This window comes from Nocardioides luteus, assembly GCF_000960475.2.
Classification (GTDB): Bacteria; Actinomycetota; Actinomycetes; order Propionibacteriales; family Nocardioidaceae; genus Nocardioides; species Nocardioides luteus_A.
Map to the genome: position 1 here is coordinate 20,118 of NZ_JZDQ02000007.1, position 18,625 is coordinate 38,742.

Genomic DNA, 18,625 nt, shown 5'->3' on the forward strand with positions numbered 1-18,625 from the left:
GTGGAGTCTTTCAGGAGAAAGCGGGCGGCTCATAGGCACGCACGGGCGGTGTCGGGCCGTCGTGGCGGGTGACCGAGACCAGGACGTGGGCGCCGGTGTTGGACTGGGTCAGCGTCGAGGTCGGCAGGTCGCGGGTGAGCACGTTGACGTTGCCGTTGACGCAGTCGGCGACCTCTGGTGCGCTGGGGTCGAACCAGGCGCCGGTGTGCATCTGCACGACGCCGGGAAGCAGCGCGTCGGTGATGCGTACGCCGGCGAGCAGGCTGCCCTGGGCGCTGCGGACGAGCGCCAGGTCGCCGTCGGCGAGACCCCTGGCGGCGGCGTCGTCGGGGTGGAGGCGGATCGGCTCGCGGCCGGCGACCTTGGTGGCCTGGCTCGCCGCACCCATGTCGAGCTGGCTGTGCAGCCGGTGGGAGGGCTGGTTGGCGAGCAGGTGCAGGTCGTACGTCACCGCCGACGGCGACCCCCACCACTGGTCGGGCTCGCGCCACTGAGCGTGCCCGGCGAGGTCGTCGAGGCCGAAGCCGTCGATGGTCGCCGACCAGAGCTCGATCCGTCCGCTGGGTGTCTGGAGCGGATGAGTGACGGGGTCGCGGCGGAAGGCTGCGAAGACGGCGTCCTGGTAGCGGTGCTGCGGCAGGTCCACCCCGCCGGCGGCCCAGAACTCGTCGAAGGGTGGCGTGCCGGCCGGTGTGGACGGCAGCTCGCGCCACTCCTCGTAGAGCTGGCGCAGCCACTGTGCGGAGGTGAGGCCCTCGTCCACGTCGGCACCGAGCCGTCGGCCCAGCTCGCCGTAGATCCACAGCTCCTCGCGTGCCTCGCCGGGAGGGTCGGTGATCTTCGGCATGGTCCGCAGGCGGCTGTCGCCGGCGCCGGCCGCGAGATCGTCGCGCTCGAGCGCCGAGGCGACCGGCAGGACGATGTCGGCGTGCCGGGCGGTCGGGGTCCAGTGGGTCTCGTGGACGACGAAGGTGTCCAGCCGGGCGAAGGCGCTGCGCAGCCGGCCGAGGTCCTGGTGGTGGTGGAACGGGTTGCCGCCGGCCCAGTAGGCGAGCCGGATCTCGGGGTAGGTGAGGACCTGTCCGTCGAAGGCGAACTGCTCACCGGGACGGAGCAGCAGGTCGGCGATCCGGGCGCACGGGATCAGGTCGGCCACCGGGTTGGTTCCCTGTGGGAAGGTCGGCAGCGGCACCGGCGCGACCCCGACCCCGTAGTCGCCCATCGACCCGTAGCCGTGGGTCAACCCACCGCCCGGCAGTCCGATCTGGCCCAGGAACGCCGCGAGGGTCAGTGCCGCCCAGACCGGCTGCTCCCCACGCTCTCCGCGCTGCAGGGCGTAGGCGACGTTGACGAGGGTGCGTCCCGCGACCATCTCGTGCGCCAGCCGCCGGATCCGCTCCGCCGGCGTCCGGGAGATCGCTGCCGCCCACTCGGGTGTCTTCGGGATGCCGTCGGACTCGCCCCGGACGTAAGCGCGGACCTTCTCGGCGCCGACGGTGTGGGTGGCCAGGAACGCGTCGTCGGCGAGGCCGTCGGCGTCGAGCACGTGGATCAGCGCCAGGATCACCGCGGTGTCGGTGCCCGGCATCACCCCGACCCACTCGGCGTCGAGGCCGTCGTAGGCGTCGTCGCGCTGCGCGGTCAGCGAGACGACGCGCGTGGTGCCGCCGACCCGGGAGGCCGCGGCGGTGCCGATGTGGCGGTCGTGGCCGCCGGGGACGACCCAGGTGTTGGAGCGCCGCAGCCCGCCGAAGGTCACCAGCAGATCGGTGTGCTCGGCGATCTGCGGCCAGGAGACCGGCCGGGAGCGGAACTCGGTCGTCGCGGCCTTCCCGATCAGGTGGGGCAGCAGCACCAGGCTCGCGCCACGGCTGTAGTCGCTCACCGAGCGGGTGTAGCCGCCGATCCGGTTGAGGAACCGGTGGAGCTGGCTCTGCGCGTGGTGGAGCCGGCCGGCGCTGCTCCAGCCGTAGGAGCCGCCGTAGACGGCGCAGTTCCCGAACCCGTCGACGACCCGGCTCAGCTCGCCCGCGAGCAGGTCGAGCGCGGTGTCCCAGCCGACCTCGACGTACGTCTCCTCGGGGGAGCCGCGGCGCTCGCTGGGTCCCGGTCCGTCGTCGAGCCAGCCACGGCGGACGGCCGGGCGGAGCACGCGGCTGCGGTGGCGGTGACCGGTCACCACGTTGCCGATCGCGGGGGAGGCGTTGGGGTCGTCGGCGTGCGGCCGGGCCGCGACGAGCTCCCCGCCGGGACCGAGGTCGACCTCGAAGGTGCCCCAGTGGGCGCTGGAGGAGAGGGTCATGCGGTCCTCTCGGCGACCCGGTCGGCGTGGCCGGCGAGCTCCTGACCGGGGACCGCCGCGACCAGCTCGCGGGTGTAGTCGGTGAAGGGCCTGGACAGCACGCGGCCGACCGGGCCCTGCTCGACGATCCGGCCGCGGTTCATCACGGTGACAGTGTGGGCGATCTGCCGCACGATGGCCAGGTCGTGGGAGACGAAGACATAGGTCAGCCCGAGCTCGGCCTGCAGGCCGAGGAGCACGTCGAGGATGTCGGCCTGGACGCTGACATCGAGCGCCGAGGTCGGCTCGTCGAGGACGATCACGTCCGGGCGCAGCACCAGCGAACGGGCGATCGCGACGCGCTGCCGCTGCCCGCCGGAGAGGTTCGTCGGGCGACGGTCGAGCAGCCCCTCGTCCAGACCGACCGCGGTCAGCGCCTCCCGGACCCGCTCGTCCCGCTCCCGCCGCGAGCTGATCCGGTAGCGGTCCAACGGCTCGCGCACGATGTGCCGGATCCGCCAGGTGGCGTCCAGCGAGGTGAACGGGTTCTGGTAGACGAGCTGGAGATGGCGGCGTACGTCCCGGAGGTCCGCGTGGGTGCGGTGACTGATCGTCTCGCCGTCGACCAGCACCTCGCCGGTCGTGGGCTGCTCGAGGCCGAGCAGGAGACGTACGGCGGTGGTCTTGCCCGAGCCGGACTCGCCGACGAGAGCGTGGGTGGTGCCTGGCGCGACCGTGAAGGACGCGTCCGCGACGGCTCGCAGCTCCTGGCCCTCGACGCTGAACGTCTTGCCGACGTCGCGGAACTCGATCTTCGGGCTCGCGGGTGCGGGGATCTCGCGGTCGCGCAGGGTGGCGTAGCGGTCGGGGTTCAGGGCCGGTACGTCGCCGTGCAGCTTGCGGGCATAGTCGGAGGCGGGCGCTGCGAAGACCTGCCGGGTGGGGCCGGCCTCCTGGACGGTGCCGTCCTTGAGCACCACGATCTCCTCGGTGCGGTCGGCGGCGATCGCCAGGTCGTGGGTGATCAGCAGCAGGCCGATGCCCCGCTCCTCACGCAGCCCGGAGAGCAGGTCGAGGATCCGCTTCTGGATGGTCACGTCGAGTGCCGAGGTGGGCTCGTCGGCGATGATGAGCCTCGGCTCGGGGATGATGGTCAGCCCGATCAGCACCCGCTGCAGCATCCCGCCCGAGAGCTGGTGCGGGTAGGAGTCGAAGACCCGGCGCGGGTCGTCGAGGCCGACCCGGGCGAGCGTGTCGAGGACGATCTCACGCCGCTCCGCCCTGCCGCGCTCGCCGTCGAGGAGCCGGGTGGCCTCGAGCGCCTGGGAGCCGACGGTACGCACCTGGTTGAGCGAGCTGGTCGGGTCCTGGGGGATGAAGCCGAGCTCACGGCCACGCAGCGGCCGGAAGCGCCGCTCCGGCAGGTCGAGGATCTCCCGGCCGGACAGGCGCACCGACCCGCTGGCCCGGCCGAGGTCGCGAGGGAGCAGCCGCAGCACCGAGCGGGCGATGGTCGACTTGCCGGACCCGGACTCGCCGATCAGGGCGAGGCTGGAGCCCTCGGCCAGCGCGAAGCTGACGTCGGTCACCACCTGCGTACGTCCGTAGGAGACCGAGAGCGACTCGGCGGCCAGCAGCGGGGCGGGCAGTGCGTGAGGAGAGTTCGTCATGATGTGCTCCCTGGTCAGGCGGGGCGGCGCAGCCAGCGGCTGATCCGGTTGAGGGCGAGGACCGTGGCGACGATGACCGCGGCAGGGGCGTAGATCATCCACGGGGCGAAGGGGAACTTCTCGCCGTCCGCGACGAGGCGGCCCCAGTCCGACGCCGGTGGCGGGTCGCCGTAGCCGAGGAACGCCAGCCCGGCGATCACCAGGATCGCGACGCCGAACTGGAGGACCGCCAGCGGCACGATCGAGCGGGACGCGTTGGGCAGGATGTGGGTGAGCAGGATCTGCCACCGGGAGCCGCCCTGCAGGTAGGAGGCCTCCACGAACGTCGCCTGGCGCACCTTGATCACCTCCGCGCGCATCACCCGGGCGAAGACCGCCACCGCGACCACGCCGGTCGCGATCGCGGCGTTGATCGTCCTGAACCCGAGCGCGGAGACGATGATGACGGCGAAGAGGAACCCGGGGATCGCCAGGAGCACGTCGACGAACCGGGCGAGCACGGTGTCGACCCAGCCCTCCAGGAAGCCGGCCAGCAGGCCGATCAGGCTGCCGGCGACGACCCCGATGGCGACCGAGACCAGCGCGGAGCTGACCGAGGAGGCCGACCCGTGCACGACCCGGGAGAAGAGGTCACGGCCGAGGTCGTCGGTGCCGAACCAGTGGGTGGTGCCGGGACCGAGGAGCTTCTCGGTGGGTGTGCCGGCCGCCGGGTCGTGACCGGTGAACAGCCCCGGGGCCAGCGACCAGGCCACGATCACGGCCAGCCACAGCAGCGAGACCGCCACGGTCGGTGGGACACGAACCAGCACGCCCGCGCGGGGTGCGTCGAGCGACGGCTCGGAGAGGGTTGCGACGGTCATCCTCAGCCTGCCTTCGGTGTGGAGAGCCCCGAGGGGGCGAACGGACCCGGGACGCGGCCGGGCGCGGGCACGGTCGCGCGTGCGCGCGTCTCGGTGAGGCGTACGCGCGGGTCGAGCAGCGGGTAGACGAGGTCGGCCACCAGGTTGACCACCACGAAGACGACCGCGGAGAGCGAGACGACGGCCTGGAGCACCGGGGTGTCCTGGGTGGTCACCGACTGCTGGACGAGGCTGCCGAGCCCGTTGCGGCCGAAGATCTGCTCGGTCAGCACCGCCCCGCCGAGCAGCTCGCCGACGATGAGCGCGATGACCGTGACCACCGGCAGCGAGGCCGGCTTGAGCAGGTGCCGCACGAAGAGGCCCGCCTGGGTCAGACCCCGGGAGCGGGCGACCGTGGCGTACTCCTGGGTGGACTCGTGATCCAGGTTGGCGATGATCACCTCGGCCAGCTGGGCCGAGACCGGGATCGCGAGCGTGAGCGCGGCGAAGAAGGTGCCCACCGGCGTCTCGGAGTCGATCACCGAGAACAGGTGCAGCTGGAAGGAGAAGAAGATCAGCACCAGCAGCCCGACCACGTAGTTGGGCACCGACAGGAACAGCGACGGGAAGGCCCGCAGCAGGTCCCGGCCGGCCCAGCGCGGCAGCGCGTGCGCGCCGTAGCCGACCGCGAAGGCCAGCACGAGCGCGATCACGAGGGCGGCGCCGGCCAACGAGAACGTCGAGGCCGCGACCTGCCCGATCATCGGCGCGACCGGCAGGTTGGTACGCAGCGAGACCCCGAGATCACCGGTGAGGAAGCGCGAGAGCGACTCCCACAGCTGCACCGGCACGGGCTGGTCGAGCTTGTAGTAGGAGACGATCTGGTCGACCTGCTCGGGCGAGAACCCGTTCTCCGGGTTGTTGAGGATGCCGGAGACCGGGTCGCCCGGGAGCACGCTGATCACCACGAAGGTCGCGATGTAGGCCAGCAGGACCACCACGACCGCCTGGCCGAGGCGACGCAGCACGAAGCCGGGGTAGGAGCTTCTCATCGCGCTCACTCGATGGTCGCGGCGGCGAACTTCGCGAACGCCGTGCTGTCGGTCTTGATGCCCTTCAGGTCAGTACTGGCGAGCAGGGGCCGCTGCACGATCTGGGTGATCGGCACGTAGTAGGCCTGCTCGAGCACGTGACGCTGCAGCTCGGCCAGGTCGGCGTCGCGCCGGGCGGGGTCGGTCGCGGCGCGGATCGAGTCGCGCAGCTTGTTGATGGTGGCGTCCGACTCGCCGATGCCGAACCAGTTCTCGCCGCTGTCGGCGTCGGTGAAGACGTTGGCGGCGGTGGAGGCGTCACCGATCGAGCGGGTGACCTCGTAGGCGGCCACGTTCGGAGCCCCGACGGTGATCTTCTCGCCGTAGGTGATCACGTCGTAGGTCTGCACGCTCACCTTGAAGCCGAGCTTGCCCAGCTGGGTGGCGATGAGCTGGTCGACCTGCTTGGAGGTCGGCAGGTAGGGGTTGGAGTAGAGGGTGAACTCCAGCCGCTTGCCGTCCTTGGCCAGGACGCCGTCGGAGCCCTTCCGGTAGCCGGCCTCGGCCAGCAGCTTCGCGGCGGCATCGGGGTCGTAGCCGAACTCCGCGGACTGGTCGGAGACGCCGGGGACGGTGTCGTTGAAGAACGAGGTCGCCGGCTTCCAGTCGGAGGTGTAGACGGTGTCGATGATCTCGTCGCGGTCGATGCCGTGCTGGACCGCCTGGCGCACCAATCGGTCCTTGAAGACGGCCGTCTTGGTGTTGAGCGCCCAGCCGAAGGCGAAGCCCAGGTAGACCGGCGTGTGCACGCTGAAGCCCTGGCCCTTGAGGTCGGAGATCTGCTGCGGCGTCGGGTTGTAGGCGACCTGGGCCTGGCCCGACTGCACCGCGGCGGTGCGTACGGCGGCGTCGGGGCTGACCTTGTAGGTGATCTGCTCGATCTTCGCCGGGCCGGTGCTGCCGATCGCCTCGGGTCCCCACTCGTAGTCGTCGCGCTTCTCGAGGACGACGTTGTCGTCGGCCTTCCAGGACTTCACGACGTACGGCCCGGAGCCGTAGTTGGTGGACAGCTCGGCCTGCTCCTCCGCGGTGCCCGCGATCGCCTTGGGCGCGAACAGGGCGCTGCCGGCGTAGCCGAGGGTGGGGATGAACCCGAGCGTCGGTGCCGAGAAGCTCACCTGGACGGTCGTTGCGTCGACGGCCTTCGACCCTGCGTACGTCTTGGGGAACAGGCTGATCGGAGCGATGCCCTGGTCGGGCTGGCCCTTGGCCCAGTAGTCGAGGTTGGCGACCACGGCGGCGGCGTCGAGCGGGTCGCCGTTGGAGAAGGTCACGCCCTTCTTCAGGTGAAGGGTGAAGGAGGTGTAGTCGGAGTTGTTCTCCCACTTCTCCGCGATCCAGGGCGAGATCTTGCCCTGGTCGTCGACGTAGACGAGCTTGTCGTAGATCTGGCTGTAGACGTTGCCCTGGAAGCTGGAGATCGAGGAGGTGTTGGGCACCCAGGAGTTGCCGAGGGAGTCGAGCAGGAAGGTGATCCGGCCGTCGCTCGAGGCTCCGGAGGAGGCGCTGCCGCAGGCGGTCAGCGAGGCCGCGACGGTGGCCGCGACCGCGGCGAGGGCGATCTTGCGGCGCCAGGTGCCGGGGCGGATGACGGGTCGGGCGATCTTCATGGGGTTCCTTCGGTGATGTGCGGGGGTGGGTGACTCACGCGCCGAGAACGCGCCGGCCGGCCTGGACGAGGGCGAAGTCCTCCTGCGGCGGGTGCACCCGGATGCAGAGGGCGTCGCGCAGGTGGCGTTCGAGACGGTTGTTGCGGGTCAGGCCCGGGTTTCCGAGAGCGGCGACCGCGGTCTGGGTCGCCGAGACGACGGCCCGGGCGATGGCGACCTTGATGACCGAGAGCTGGGGGAGTACCGAGTCGTCGCCGGCCTCGAGCCGGCGCAGGGTGCCGTGGGCGAGGGTCTCGGCGGTGGCGATCTGCAGGTCGATCTCACCGGCGACCGCCTGGATCCGCTCGGTCTCGGCGATCGGCTTCCCCAGGGCGCTGGGCACCCGGGTGCGGGCGAACTCGGCGAAGGCCGAGCGCGCTGCGCGGGCCACACCGATGTAGAGCGCGGGATGCGCGAAGCTGCCCGGACCGGCGGTGGCCGCGGGGTCGCGGTAGGAGCCGTCGGGCTGTCGCGGGATCTCACGGAACGCCTCGTACGGCACCTCGACCCCGTCGTAGACGACGTCGTGGGTGTTGGAGGCGCGCAGACCCAGGTGGTCCCAGGTCTCGACCCAGGTGATGCCCTCGGCGTCGCCGGGGACGGTGACGTGCCCGACCCGAGGCCGGTGCGAGGGGGTGTCCGGCTCGTCGGCGGTCACCCAGACGCTGTGGTAGGTCAGGGCGGTCCCGCCGGTGGCGTAGGCCTTGTGGCCGTCGATGCGCCAGCCGTTCTCGGTGCGGGTGATCGTCGTCTTCGGGATCCCGCCGCGGGCGGGGGCACCCAGCTCGGGCTCGGCGCGGATCGCGTTGACGAACGCCGGCTCGCGGACCGACCGGCGCAGCAGGTGGTCGTAGTGCTCGGCGTACCAGCCACCGAGCTCGGCCTGTGCGGCGTGCGCCATCAGGGTGTTGGTGACGATCAGCGCCACCGACGGGTCGCCCTCGCCGATGGCCTGGACGATGCGGACGGCGTCGATGGTGCCGACTCCCGGGCCGCCGTAGCGCGTGCCGACCGTCGCGGTCACCAGGCCCGCCCGCCAGGCTGCCTCCAGGCCCTTGACCGGCACCTCCCCGGTGCGGTCGTATTCGGCGGCGTGCTCGGCGATCTCGGCGGTGGCCTGCGCGAGTGCGGCCTCGGAGAGGTCCGGGACCGGGAGGTCGTACGTCCTCTTGCCGGCGTCGTCGGTCGCGGTCATGCGCCGGCACCCTCGAGCGCCGCGGCCTTGTCGGCGGCACTGTCGGCGGCGGCGACGAAGTCGTCGCTGTAATAGCCGAGGTGCTCGGACTGCAGCGTGCCGCGGCGCCCCGTCGCCGCGCGGTGGGCGATCTCCTGGCGCACCAGCGGGAGGACGTACCTGCCGTACTCGGTGGCGTCGGCGAGCGTGTCGTAGCCGCGGATGGAGACCAGGTCGGCGCCGGCGTCGACGTAGTCGAGGATCGCGGCGGCGACGGTCTCGGGGCTGCCGACCAGCGCGGTGGAGGCGCCCTGGCCGCCGGTCGCGGCGGCGGTACGGGTCCACAGCGCGCGGTCGTAGCGCTCGGAGGCACCGGCGAACTCGAGGGCGCGCACCGAGCCGATGTTGGTCGCCTTCGACTGGTGGCGGCGGGTGAAGTAGGCGGCCTTCTCGTAGGTCGCGCCGATCTTGCCGATGTAGTCGTAGGCCTTCTCCCAGGCCTCCGCGTCGGTGGCGGCGACGATCGGCCGGAAGGTGACCCAGATGCGCGGGTTCGGCCGCCCGGCGGCGGCCGCGATCGCGTTGACCCGGTCGATCTCGGTGCGCAGCTCGGGCAGCGGCTCGCCCCAGAAGGAGAAGATGTCGGCCTGGGTGCCGCCGATGTCGAAGGCCTCCTGCGACTGCCCGCCGATGGAGATCGGGATCGGGTCGCCGGAGTAGGTGGCGAAGCCGGGGCCGAAGTCGTCGAACCGGTAGAACTCGCCCTCGTGGCTGAACGGCTCCTTCTCGGTCCAGGCGCGGCGCAGCAGGTCGATGTACTCGCCGGTGCGGGCGTAGCGCCGCGGCTTGGGCTCGTAGTCGCCCTGGCGGTGCTGCTCGTCGTCGGAGCCGCCGGAGATCAGGTGGACGACGGCTCGCCCCTGGGTGAGCTGGTCCAGCGTGGCCAGCTTCTGCGCCGCGACCAGGGGGAACGTGGTGTTGGGGCGCAGCGCGACGATCGGCCGGATCCGCTCGGTGAGGGTGCCGACGGCCGCGGCGGTGACGAAGGAGTCGGCCGAGTTCGAGCCGTAGGGGAGCAGCGTGTAGTCGAACTCCTGCTCCTCCAGGGTGGCCACGTAGCGCTTGAAGTAGTCCAGGTCGATGCCGTGGGGGACCTTGACCGGGTTCAGCTCGGTGGACGGGTTCAGGTGGGAGAGGCTGATGAACTCGACCTTGGGCGATGCTGTCGCGGGGATCTGGGCGTCGAAGACGGGGATCGTCACGAGGGGTTCCTTCCGGGGCGCACGGGCTCAGTCGACAAAGTCCACTGACTTAGTCATCAATGCTGGTGGGTGAGGGTCGCGGCGTCCAACAGGAATGTGGGATGTGAATCCTTCGCCCTGGCTTATGCGTTGCTGATCAGGCGCAGGCTCGGGGTGCCGGCCAGGAAGTCGCGCCCGGCGGCCAGGGCGGTCTCCTCGATCTCGGGGTCGAGGCCGCGGCGCGCGATCATCCGCAGGTGAGCGGTGCCCGCGGCCGGGAGGCCGGTGCGTTCACGGATGCCGTGCGGGCTGCCGCCGATGCCGGGGAGCAGGGCGGTGCCGAGGCCTGCGCGTACCCCGGCCAGGACTCCTTCGAGCGTCGTCGAGGTCGCGGTGACCTCGACCTGGTGGCCGGCCTCGGCGAGCAGGGCCAGTGCCCGCTCGCGCAGCCCGCACGGCTCCTCGAACGCGACCAGGCTGAAGGTCTCCGCGGCGACCGGCTCGCGGGGTGCGGCGTACCAGTGGAGGGGGAGGAGGCCGACCTCGTGGCCGGCGGCCTGGCCGCTGGGATCGAGGACGAAGGCGAGGTCGACCGAGCCCTTGGCGACCGAGTCGTAGAGCTGGGTCGAGCGTCCGATCTCGAACCGGGTGCCCGTCTCCGGGAAGGCCTGGGTCAGGGTGCGCAGGAGCTCGGGGAGCATCTGCTCCACGGCGTGCTCGACGCAGCCGACCGTGATCGTGGTCGGGTTGGCCACCTCGAGGAGCGCGAGCGAGGCGTCGTGGGTCGCCAGGATCTTGCGGGCCTCGACCAGCACCCGCTCGCCGTCGGGCGTGAACCGCATGGTCCGGCCGTCCTTCTCGAAGAGGCGGCGCTTGAGGGTGCGCTCGAGGAGTCGTACGTGCTGGCTCAGTGCGGGCTGGCTGATGTGTCTCACGGCCGCCGCCTTGGTGAACCCGCCGCTCTCGGCGATCGCCACGAGCGTACGCAGGTGCTCAATGTCCAGCGAAATACTCATATATTCAGTGTGGACCCTGCGCGAGGCTCGTGGGTGGCCCTCTCAGATACCGATCACGATCGCCGATCGATCAGGTGAGCAGATTGGTCTTGGACGCCACCGGCGACCCGCCCCGAGCATGGTGGGCATGACTGCCATCGCCGTGACCGACGTCCCCCGTGCCTGGGACGAGCCCGAGGGGGTCGCCCCGCGCGGCACCCTGATCCTGCTCACCGGGAGGGGCGAGACCGCGGCGACGTACGCCCGGTTCGGCCGCCGGATCTCGGCCGACGCCTACAAGGTGCGCGTCGTCGAGGTGGACCCGGGCGACCTCGACACCGCCCGGGCGGCCGTTTCGGCGCTGGTGGGCGACGAGGACCTGCCCGCCCCGAAGGTGCTGGTCGGCTCGGACACTGGCGCGACCCTCGCTGCGCTGCTGGTCGGCGAGCTCCCGGTCGACGCCGCCGTCGTCGCGGGTCTCGCGCTGCCCGGATCGGGCGGACAGGTGGACGCCACGTGGGAGGACGAGCTCGAGGTACGCAGCGCCTGCCCGACCTACCGCGGGACGATCTCGGCCGACGAAGGCTTCGCGCGCGGTGCGCTGGCGGCGCCGCTGCCGTGGGAGGAGATCTCGCTGAGCGTGCCCGAGGTGCCGCTGCTGGTCCTCCACGGCCGCGACGACCGGGTCACGCCGGTCGGCGAGGCCCTCAAACCGTGGGTCGGCGCCTCGACCGTCGAGCAGCACGTCGTCGAGGGCGGCCGCCACGACATCCTCAACGACGTCACCCACCGCTCGGTCGCGGCCACGATCGTGCTCTTCCTCGAGCGCCTCAAGCTGGGCGCCGACCTCCCGGTCATCGTGCGGCAGGTCGGCCGGTGACCCTGCCCGACGGGTTTCTTGCCGAGCTCACCGCTGCCGTTCCTGCGGCCTCGACCGGGGCTGCCGAGCTGGCTGCGGTCGCAGTCGACCGCTCCGGGATCCTCACCGAAGGAGTGCCCGACGTGGTGGTCCGGGCGACCTCGGTCGGGGACGTCCGGACCACGCTCCGGCTGGCCTTCGAGCACCGAGTACCCGTCGTGCCCCGCGGTGCCGGCACCGGCCTGGCCGGAGGGGCGGTCGCCGCACCCGGCACCCTCGTGCTCGACGTGAGCGGCCTGGACCGGATCGTCTCCCTCGACCCGGTCGACCAGATCGCCCACGTCGAGCCCGGGGTGATCACCGCACAGCTCGACAGGGTCGCCGGCGAGCACGGCCTGCGCTACGCCCCGGACCCGGCCTCGGCCGCGATCTCGACGATCGGCGGCAACATCGCCACCAACGCCGGCGGGCTGCGCTGCGTCAAGTACGGCGTCACCCGCGACGCGGTGCTCGGCCTCGAGGTCGTGCTCGCGGACGGCACCCTGATCAGCACCGGACGATCGACCCTGAAGGGCGTCGCCGGCCTCGACCTCACCGGCCTCTTCGTCGGCTCCGAGGGCACCCTCGGCGTGGTCGTCGGCGCGACCCTGCGGCTGCGTCCCCTTCCGGAACGGACCCTGACCGTGGCCGCGGCCTACGCAGGGGTCGAGGCGGCGGCGCGGGCCTGCGCCGCGCTCGCCCAGGACCGGCGAGAGCCGGCGATGCTCGAGCTGCTCGACCAGGCCACCCTCCAGGTCGTCGACGACGCCCAGGGCACCGCCTACGCCGCGCGGGGCGGGGCGCTGGTCATCGCCCAGGCCGACGGTCCCGCCGCTGATTCCGAGATCGAGGCCATCGCCGCCGTGCTCGGCAAGGAGGCGACCTGGATCGAGCAGGGCGTCGACGAGGAGGCCTCGGCCCGGTTGGTCGAGGCCCGCCGCCTCGCCCTGCCCTCCATCGAGACCAAGGGCTCGGTGCTGATCGAGGACATCTGCGTGCCCCGCTCCCGTCTGGCCGAGGCGTTCGCCCGGGTCGAGGAGATCGCCCGGCGCCGCGGCGTACGCATCTACTCCTTCGCCCACGCCGGCGACGGCAACCTGCACCCGCTGATCGGCTACCCGCCCGGTCCGGTGCCCCCGGAGGTCCTCGCCGCCGGCGACGACATCTTCGCCCTCGCGCTCGAACTCGGCGGCACCGTCACCGCCGAGCACGGCATCGGCCTGCTCAAGCGCTCCTGGCTCGCCCGCGAAGTCGGCCCGGACGCGCTCGGTGTGCACCGGGCCATCAAGACCGCCCTCGATCCACGGGGGATCCTCAACCCGGGGAAGGCCTACTGAGTCGGCCGGTCCGCCGCGTGTAACACGTCGTTCGTAGGACTATCCGGTCGTTCGGATAGGGCGACCAGTCCTACGAACGACGTGTTACACGGTCGGGGCCCGGCGCGCGAGCGGCGACGAGGTCAGGTGCTCGCCCATCCGGCGGCCTCGGCGCTCAGGTGTCGGCGGACGTGGTCGACCGCCGGTGGTGCGTCGGGGCCGGTGACGAGCCAGAGGGTGTTGAGCGGGCCGAGCCTGGGTTCGTGGAGGCGTACGACGGTGCCGTCGGCGAGCGCGCCGTCGACCAGGTAGCGGGGCAGGACCGAGGCGCCGATGCCGGCGACGACGGCGCGGAGGAGGCCGCGTAGGTCGGGGAGGACGAGCGCGGTGCGGTTGGTGGGGCGTTCGTCGAACTCGGTGAGCCAGTAGCGCCGGATGATCGGCAGGTCGGGGGAGTAGGCAGCCAGCGGCACGCTCGCGAGTGCGCGCAGTGGGTCCTGCTCCAGCTCGGCGGGGTCGACCTGGGCCGCGAGCGCCGGGGCCGCGACGAGGAGGAACTCCTCGTCGACCAGCGCGGTCGACCGAAGGCGCTCGTCGGTGGGGCGTACGGAGGAGACGACCAGGTCGAGGCGGTCGGCGGCGAGGTCGTCGAGGAGGTCCTGCGCCAGCCCGGTGGTCACCGACACGTCGAGGCCTTCGCGCACGAGCGGCGCCAGGGCCGGTACGACCCGGCTGGCCATCACGTCGGCGGCCCCGCCGATCCGGATGCTCGCGGGACCGATCGCCGGCTCGGTGCCGACCGCGCCGCGGAGCTGGTCGACCAGCGGGGTGATCCGGGCGGCGAGTGCGTCGGCCCGGCCGGTCGGCACCAGGCCGGTGCGGGAGCGCTCGAACAGGGTCGCGCCGAGCTCGTGCTCGAGCTTGCGGATCCGCGCCGTCACCGCGGGCTGGGAGAGGTCGAGGCGTCGCGCGGCGGCGCTGATCGACCGTTCACGGTAGGCGTGCGCGAAGGCTTCCCAAAGATCGAGCGAGGTCATAGAAATCATTATGACGGTGCGGGTCGGTGTGGGAGTGAAGTCCGGGATGACCGTCGTTAGGTCATCACCAAACCGAACCACAGAAGGAAGACTCATGACACGCGTACTGATGGTCGTCTCGGCGGCCGACACCCTCGTCCTCGCCGACGGCAGCGAGCACCCGACCGGCTTCTGGGCCGAGGAGGTCGCCGCCTCCCACGAGACGCTCGCCGGAGCCGGCGTCGAGATCGACATCGCCACCCCGGGTGGCCGGAGGCCGACCGTCGACGCGCTCTCGCTCAGCGAGCAGGGCGGCGTCCAGGCCGAGGACGCCGAGCGCTTCCGCGCCTACCTCGCGACCCTCGAGGAGCAGCTCGACCACCCGCTCGTGCTCGCCGACGCCGACCCGTCGGCCTACGACGCCGTCTACATCCCCGGCGGTCACGCCCCGATGACAGACCTGGTCGAGGACCCTGCGCTCGCCGCGATCCTGACCGCCACCGACTCAGCCGGCCGTCCGGTGGTCGCGCTCTGCCACGGCGTCGCCGGTCTGCTCGCCGCCACCGGCGAGGGCGGCTGGCTCTTCGGCGGGCGCCGGATGACCGGGTTCACCGACACCGAGGAGCAGCAGGGCGGCTACGGCGACAGCATCCCGTTCTCGGTCGAGCAGCGGATGCGCGCCGCCGGCGGCGTCGTCGAGACCGGCGAGCCGTGGAGCGACACCGTCGTGGTCGACGGCACCCTGATCACCGGCCAGAACCCGCAGTCCAGCGTCTCGACCGCGAAGGCGCTCCTGGAGCGGCTCGCCTGAACCTACGGGTCAACCGTCACGAGGCGACTTCGTCACCGTCGGTGTCGAAGTCGGCCTCGATGATGGAGCGTTCGAGCTTGCTGAGCAGCCGGGCGAGCTCGTCGCGCTCCTCCTTGGTGAGCTGGTGGAGCAGCGCGTTCTCGGCGCGGAGGTGGTCCTCGATGGCGCGGTTGATCAGGTCGAGGCCCTTGTCGGTGAGCTGGGAGTAGACGACGCGGCGGTCGTCGGCGTCGCGCTGGCGGGTGATCAGCCCGGCGGCCTCCAGGCGGTCGAGCCGGAAGGTCACGCCTGCCGAGGAGAGCAGCGAGCCGCTGGCGAGGTCGCGGCCGGCCTTGCGGTAGGGCGCGCCGGCCCGGCGCAGCGCGGCGAGGACGTCGAACGAGGCGGAGTTGAGGTCGTGCCGGCCGAAGACCTGGGTCAGGACCGACTGATAGCGCAGGTAGATCCGGTGCACCCTTCCGAACAGTGCGATCGGGGAGGGGTCGAGGTCGGGACGCTCGTGTGTCCACTGGGAGACGATCGCGTCGACCGCGTCATCGCCGCCCGAGGACTCATTGACGCCGGATCCGGTGTGACTCATGGTCGAAGTGTACGAGTCGGCTCGGGCTCCGCGAGACAGGAAGTTAACACAGAGGGGGTTGACGTCAGATCGTGACGCACCGCACACTCTTAGGACTTAACGATTAAGCACTTAGCAATTACGTCTGCCGAGTGCGTGAACCGAAAGTTCCCCTCACATGGTCAACATCACCCCGGTGCCGCCGGCTGTCACGGCGGAGCAGATCAGTGCCAGACTCGAGCGGCTCCCGCTCTCGCGCTGGCACGTCAAGACCCGCGTGCTCGTCGGCGTGGCCACCTTCTTCGACGGCTTCGACCAGCTGATGATCGCCTACGCGCTGCCGGTGCTCATCCCGTTCTTCGGCCTGAACCCCGGCATGATCGCCTGGACGATCGCGGTCGGCGGCATCGGCATGCTGCTCGGCGCACTGGCGGGCGGCTGGGCCGCCGACCGGGTCGGACGGGTGCCGGTCCTCATCGGCTCGCTGGTCCTGTACGCCGTCACCAGCCTGCTCATGGCGGGCACCTCGACGCTCTGGCTCTTCCTGGCCCTGCGGTTCGTCCAGGGCTTCGGCCTCGGCGCGGAGGTTCCGGTCGCGGCGACGTACATCGGCGAGATCACGCGCGCCCATCGCCGTGGGCGCTTCGTGCTGATCTATGAGCTGATCTTCCCCGCCGGCCTGGTGGCCTCCGCGCTGGTCGCCGCGTGGGTCGTGCCCACCCTCGGCTGGCGCTGGCTCTTCGCGCTCGGTGCGATCCCGCTGATCCTGGTGCCGTTCCTGCGCCGCGTCCCCGAGTCGCCCCGCTGGCTCGCCGCCCATGGGCGCTTGGAGGAGGCCGACCGGGCGACGCGCCGGATCGAGGAGCAGGTCGCCGCGCAGAAGGGTGAGCTGCCGGCTCCGGACGTCAGCGAGGCGTTGGCCGTCCAGCAGGGCCGGCGAGCGCGCGTGGCCGAGCTGTTCCAGGGCGTCTACCTGCGCCGGACGCTGATGCTCGCGGCCGCCTGGCTCACGGCGTACTTCGTCAACTACGGCATCGCAGCCTGGCTGCCGACCATCTACGGCCGCGTCTTCCACCTGGATGTCGACACCGCGCTGCGCTACAGCGTCGCCACCAGCGTCGCCGGCATCGTCGGCTGCGTCGTCATCGCGCTGACCATCGACCTGATCGGCCGCCGGGTCGCGATCACGGTCGCGATGCTCGGCAGTGCTACGACGCTGTTCATCCTCGCCTCGACCGGGGCGACCAGCGCCGGCTCCGTGCTGCTCTGGTCGGCGCTGTCCGCGATGTGCATCTTCGCGGTGAACCTGGCGCTCTACGTCTACACCGCCGAGCTCTACCCGACCCGGATGCGGGCGCTCGGCTGCAGCGTCGGCGGTGCGTTCGGCCGGCTCGGCATCATCGTCGGCCCGCTCGTCGTCGGCGGGCTCATCGACCGCGGGTTCTCGATCGCCGACGTCTTCGTCGTCATGGGTGCCGTCGCCGTCGTCGGCGCGCTCACCACGGTCGTCTTCGCGGTCGAGACGCGGGAGCGTACGTTGGAGGAGATCTCCCAGTGAGCGCTCCCGGGATGCTGGCAGAGGCGGTCGTTCCGGCCGACGAGATCCTGGTCGCGGGGGAGTGGCGCCGCGGGAGCGGAGCCGAGTCGAAGAGCATCGACCCGGCGGACGGCAGCGTGATCACCACGGTCCACCACGCCACGGCCGAGGACGTCGACGAGGCGGTCTCCCGTGGGGCGGAGGCCTCGGCCGAGTGGGGCCGGCGGCTCCCGCACGAGCGGGCGCGCCACCTGCACCGGATCGCCGACGGGATCGAGGGTGCGGCCGAGCGCCTCGCCCGGCTGCAGACGAGGGACACCGGCAAGACGCTCAAGGAGACCTCCGCCCTGGTGGCGAGCGCCGCGGGCACATTCCGCTACATGGCCGCTGCGCTGGAGACCTTCGACGAGGAGCTGACAGCGCCGCGCGGCAGCTCGCTCACGATGAGCGTCCACGAGCCGATCGGCGTCGTCGGTGCGATCACCCCCTGGAACTCACCGATCGCCAGCGACGCCCAGAAGATCGCGCCCGCCCTGGCCGCCGGCAACGCCGTCGTGCTCAAGCCGGCCGAGTGGACGCCCCTGGTCTCGCTCGCTCTGGCACGCATCATCACCGACTCCGGGCTCCCGCCAGGTCTGGTCTCGGTGCTGCCCGGCAGGGGGTCGGTCGCGGGTGACGCCATCGTGCGCCATCCGGGCGTCGGCAAGGTCTCCTTCACCGGAGGCACCACGACCGGTCGCCTCATCGCCCACGCCGCCGCCGACAAGCTGATGCCGGTCACGCTCGAGCTGGGCGGCAAGTCCCCGACCATCGTCTTCGAGGACGCCGACATCGAGGCCGCGATCGCGGGGATCCTGTTCGGCATCTACTCCAGCTCCGGGCAGAGCTGCATCGCCGGCTCCCGGCTCTTCCTGCCCTCGGCACGTGCCGAGGAGTTCCTCGAGCGCCTGGTCAAGGCGGTGGCGCGGCTGCGGATCGGTCACGGGCTCGACCCCGCCACCCAGGTGGCGCCGCTGGTCCATCACCGGCACCGCGACAGCGTCGCCGGCCATGTCGAGCGTGCCCGTGCGGCCGGCGGGGAGGTGCTGGTCGGCGGCGGGGTGCCCGAGGGGGATGTGTACGCCGACGGTGCCTACTACCTGCCGACCGTCATCGCCGGCCTGGACAACTCCTCGCCGACCTGCCAGGAGGAGATCTTCGGCCCGGTGCTCTCGGTGCTCACCTACGACGACGAGGACGACCTGGTCGCCCGCGCGAACGACTCGGTCTACGGGCTGGCGTGCGGCCTGTGGACCCGTGACTACCGCACCGCCTGGCGGGTGGCCCGCCGGATCGATGCCGGCACGGTGTGGATCAACACCTACAAGCAGTTCAGCATCTCCACCCCGTTCAGCGGGATGAAGGAGAGCGGCCTAGGCACCGAGAAGGGCCGTCGCGGCATCGCGGAGTACACGCGCCAGAAGAGCCTCTACTGGGGACTCGACGAGGCGCCGCACCCCTGGGCCGGCTGACCCGGCGGGTCACAAGAGGGCCTCGAGGTGATCTGGG

15 protein-coding genes are annotated in these 18,625 nt (G+C 71.6%); 5 read left to right on the forward strand and 10 right to left on the reverse strand.

Annotation, left to right across the window (positions count from 1 at the left end):
- Positions 1-10: 10 nt before the first annotated feature.
- The 8 genes from UG56_RS06105 to UG56_RS06140 form a co-directional block, all read right to left on the reverse strand.
- Complete coding sequence (locus UG56_RS06105; RefSeq protein ID WP_045549778.1) at positions 11-2,302, reverse strand: molybdopterin-dependent oxidoreductase; 2,292 nt, start codon at positions 2,300-2,302, stop codon at positions 11-13.
- The gene (locus UG56_RS06110; RefSeq protein WP_045549777.1) at positions 2,299-3,951 is read right to left on the reverse strand and encodes a dipeptide ABC transporter ATP-binding protein; all 1,653 of its coding nucleotides are present in this window, start codon (positions 3,949-3,951) and stop codon (positions 2,299-2,301) included. The genes UG56_RS06105 and UG56_RS06110 overlap by 4 nt, the downstream gene beginning before the upstream one ends.
- Positions 3,952-3,965: 14 nt before the next feature.
- The gene (locus UG56_RS06115; protein ID WP_045549776.1) at positions 3,966-4,811 is read right to left on the reverse strand and encodes an ABC transporter permease; all 846 of its coding nucleotides are present in this window, start codon (positions 4,809-4,811) and stop codon (positions 3,966-3,968) included.
- Between the two features lie 2 nt (positions 4,812-4,813).
- The gene (locus tag UG56_RS06120) at positions 4,814-5,842 is read right to left on the reverse strand and encodes an ABC transporter permease (RefSeq protein ID WP_045549775.1); all 1,029 of its coding nucleotides are present in this window, start codon (positions 5,840-5,842) and stop codon (positions 4,814-4,816) included.
- 5 nt (positions 5,843-5,847) lie between these two features.
- Positions 5,848-7,491 (reverse strand): ABC transporter substrate-binding protein, encoded by a 1,644-nt coding sequence (locus UG56_RS06125; protein WP_045549774.1) that lies wholly within the window; start codon positions 7,489-7,491, stop codon positions 5,848-5,850.
- A gap of 34 nt (positions 7,492-7,525) precedes the next feature.
- A complete protein-coding gene (locus UG56_RS06130) occupies positions 7,526-8,725 on the reverse strand; it encodes an acyl-CoA dehydrogenase family protein (RefSeq protein WP_045549773.1) in 1,200 nt (399 codons plus the stop codon).
- Positions 8,722-9,966, reverse strand: a complete 1,245-nt coding sequence (locus tag UG56_RS06135; protein WP_045549772.1) for an LLM class flavin-dependent oxidoreductase — start codon at positions 9,964-9,966, stop codon at positions 8,722-8,724. Before UG56_RS06135 ends, UG56_RS06130 begins: the two co-directional genes overlap by 4 nt.
- A 122-nt stretch (positions 9,967-10,088) precedes the next feature.
- Positions 10,089-10,961, reverse strand: a complete 873-nt coding sequence (locus UG56_RS06140) for a LysR family transcriptional regulator (RefSeq protein WP_045549771.1) — start codon at positions 10,959-10,961, stop codon at positions 10,089-10,091.
- A 127-nt stretch (positions 10,962-11,088) separates the two neighbouring features.
- Between UG56_RS06140 and UG56_RS06145 the strand changes: the two genes are divergently transcribed.
- Both UG56_RS06145 and UG56_RS06150 read left to right on the forward strand, forming a co-directional pair.
- Complete coding sequence (locus UG56_RS06145) at positions 11,089-11,820, forward strand: alpha/beta hydrolase (RefSeq protein ID WP_256206461.1); 732 nt, start codon at positions 11,089-11,091, stop codon at positions 11,818-11,820.
- Complete coding sequence (locus UG56_RS06150; RefSeq protein WP_045549769.1) at positions 11,817-13,175, forward strand: FAD-binding oxidoreductase; 1,359 nt, start codon at positions 11,817-11,819, stop codon at positions 13,173-13,175. The genes UG56_RS06145 and UG56_RS06150 overlap by 4 nt, the downstream gene beginning before the upstream one ends.
- A 122-nt stretch (positions 13,176-13,297) precedes the next feature.
- On the opposite strand, the gene UG56_RS06155 is transcribed toward UG56_RS06150, so the two are convergent.
- Complete coding sequence (locus tag UG56_RS06155) at positions 13,298-14,191, reverse strand: LysR family transcriptional regulator (protein WP_045549768.1); 894 nt, start codon at positions 14,189-14,191, stop codon at positions 13,298-13,300.
- Positions 14,192-14,285: 94 nt separating this feature from the next.
- Here UG56_RS06155 and UG56_RS06160 point away from each other — a divergent pair, with 94 nt between their 5' ends.
- Complete coding sequence (locus UG56_RS06160) at positions 14,286-14,981, forward strand: type 1 glutamine amidotransferase domain-containing protein (protein ID WP_045549767.1); 696 nt, start codon at positions 14,286-14,288, stop codon at positions 14,979-14,981.
- Between the two features lie 16 nt (positions 14,982-14,997).
- Here UG56_RS06160 and UG56_RS06165 read toward each other — a convergent pair whose 3' ends face one another.
- Positions 14,998-15,561 carry a MarR family winged helix-turn-helix transcriptional regulator gene (locus tag UG56_RS06165; protein WP_045549766.1) on the reverse strand — a complete coding sequence of 188 codons (564 nt, stop codon included), beginning with the start codon at positions 15,559-15,561 and terminating at the stop codon, positions 14,998-15,000.
- A gap of 157 nt (positions 15,562-15,718) precedes the next feature.
- On the opposite strand from UG56_RS06165, the gene UG56_RS06170 reads away from it, so the two are divergent.
- Positions 15,719-17,098: an MFS transporter gene (locus UG56_RS06170; RefSeq protein ID WP_045549765.1), complete on the forward strand. Its 1,380-nt coding sequence runs from the start codon at positions 15,719-15,721 to the stop codon at positions 17,096-17,098.
- Positions 17,095-18,588 (forward strand): aldehyde dehydrogenase, encoded by a 1,494-nt coding sequence (locus tag UG56_RS06175; RefSeq protein ID WP_256206462.1) that lies wholly within the window; start codon positions 17,095-17,097, stop codon positions 18,586-18,588. The genes UG56_RS06170 and UG56_RS06175 overlap by 4 nt, the downstream gene beginning before the upstream one ends.
- Positions 18,589-18,625 lie beyond the last annotated feature (37 nt).

Excerpts from the sequence above, each read along its gene's own strand:
- UG56_RS06105 (WP_045549778.1), bottom strand. The coding sequence starts at position 2,302 with ATGACCCTCTCCTCCAGCGCCCACTGGGGCACCTTCGAGGTCGACCTC.
- UG56_RS06110 (WP_045549777.1), bottom strand. The coding sequence starts at position 3,951 with ATGACGAACTCTCCTCACGCACTGCCCGCCCCGCTGCTGGCCGCCGAG.
- UG56_RS06115 (WP_045549776.1), bottom strand. The coding sequence starts at position 4,811 with ATGACCGTCGCAACCCTCTCCGAGCCGTCGCTCGACGCACCCCGCGCG.
- UG56_RS06120 (WP_045549775.1), bottom strand. The coding sequence starts at position 5,842 with ATGAGAAGCTCCTACCCCGGCTTCGTGCTGCGTCGCCTCGGCCAGGCG.
- UG56_RS06125 (WP_045549774.1), bottom strand. The coding sequence starts at position 7,491 with ATGAAGATCGCCCGACCCGTCATCCGCCCCGGCACCTGGCGCCGCAAG.
- UG56_RS06130 (WP_045549773.1), bottom strand. The coding sequence starts at position 8,725 with ATGACCGCGACCGACGACGCCGGCAAGAGGACGTACGACCTCCCGGTC.
- UG56_RS06140 (WP_045549771.1), bottom strand. The coding sequence starts at position 10,961 with ATGAGTATTTCGCTGGACATTGAGCACCTGCGTACGCTCGTGGCGATC.
- UG56_RS06145 (WP_256206461.1), top strand. The coding sequence starts at position 11,089 with ATGACTGCCATCGCCGTGACCGACGTCCCCCGTGCCTGGGACGAGCCC.
- UG56_RS06155 (WP_045549768.1), bottom strand. The coding sequence starts at position 14,191 with ATGACCTCGCTCGATCTTTGGGAAGCCTTCGCGCACGCCTACCGTGAA.
- UG56_RS06160 (WP_045549767.1), top strand. The coding sequence starts at position 14,286 with ATGACACGCGTACTGATGGTCGTCTCGGCGGCCGACACCCTCGTCCTC.
- UG56_RS06165 (WP_045549766.1), bottom strand. The coding sequence starts at position 15,561 with ATGAGTCACACCGGATCCGGCGTCAATGAGTCCTCGGGCGGCGATGAC.
- UG56_RS06170 (WP_045549765.1), top strand. The coding sequence starts at position 15,719 with ATGGTCAACATCACCCCGGTGCCGCCGGCTGTCACGGCGGAGCAGATC.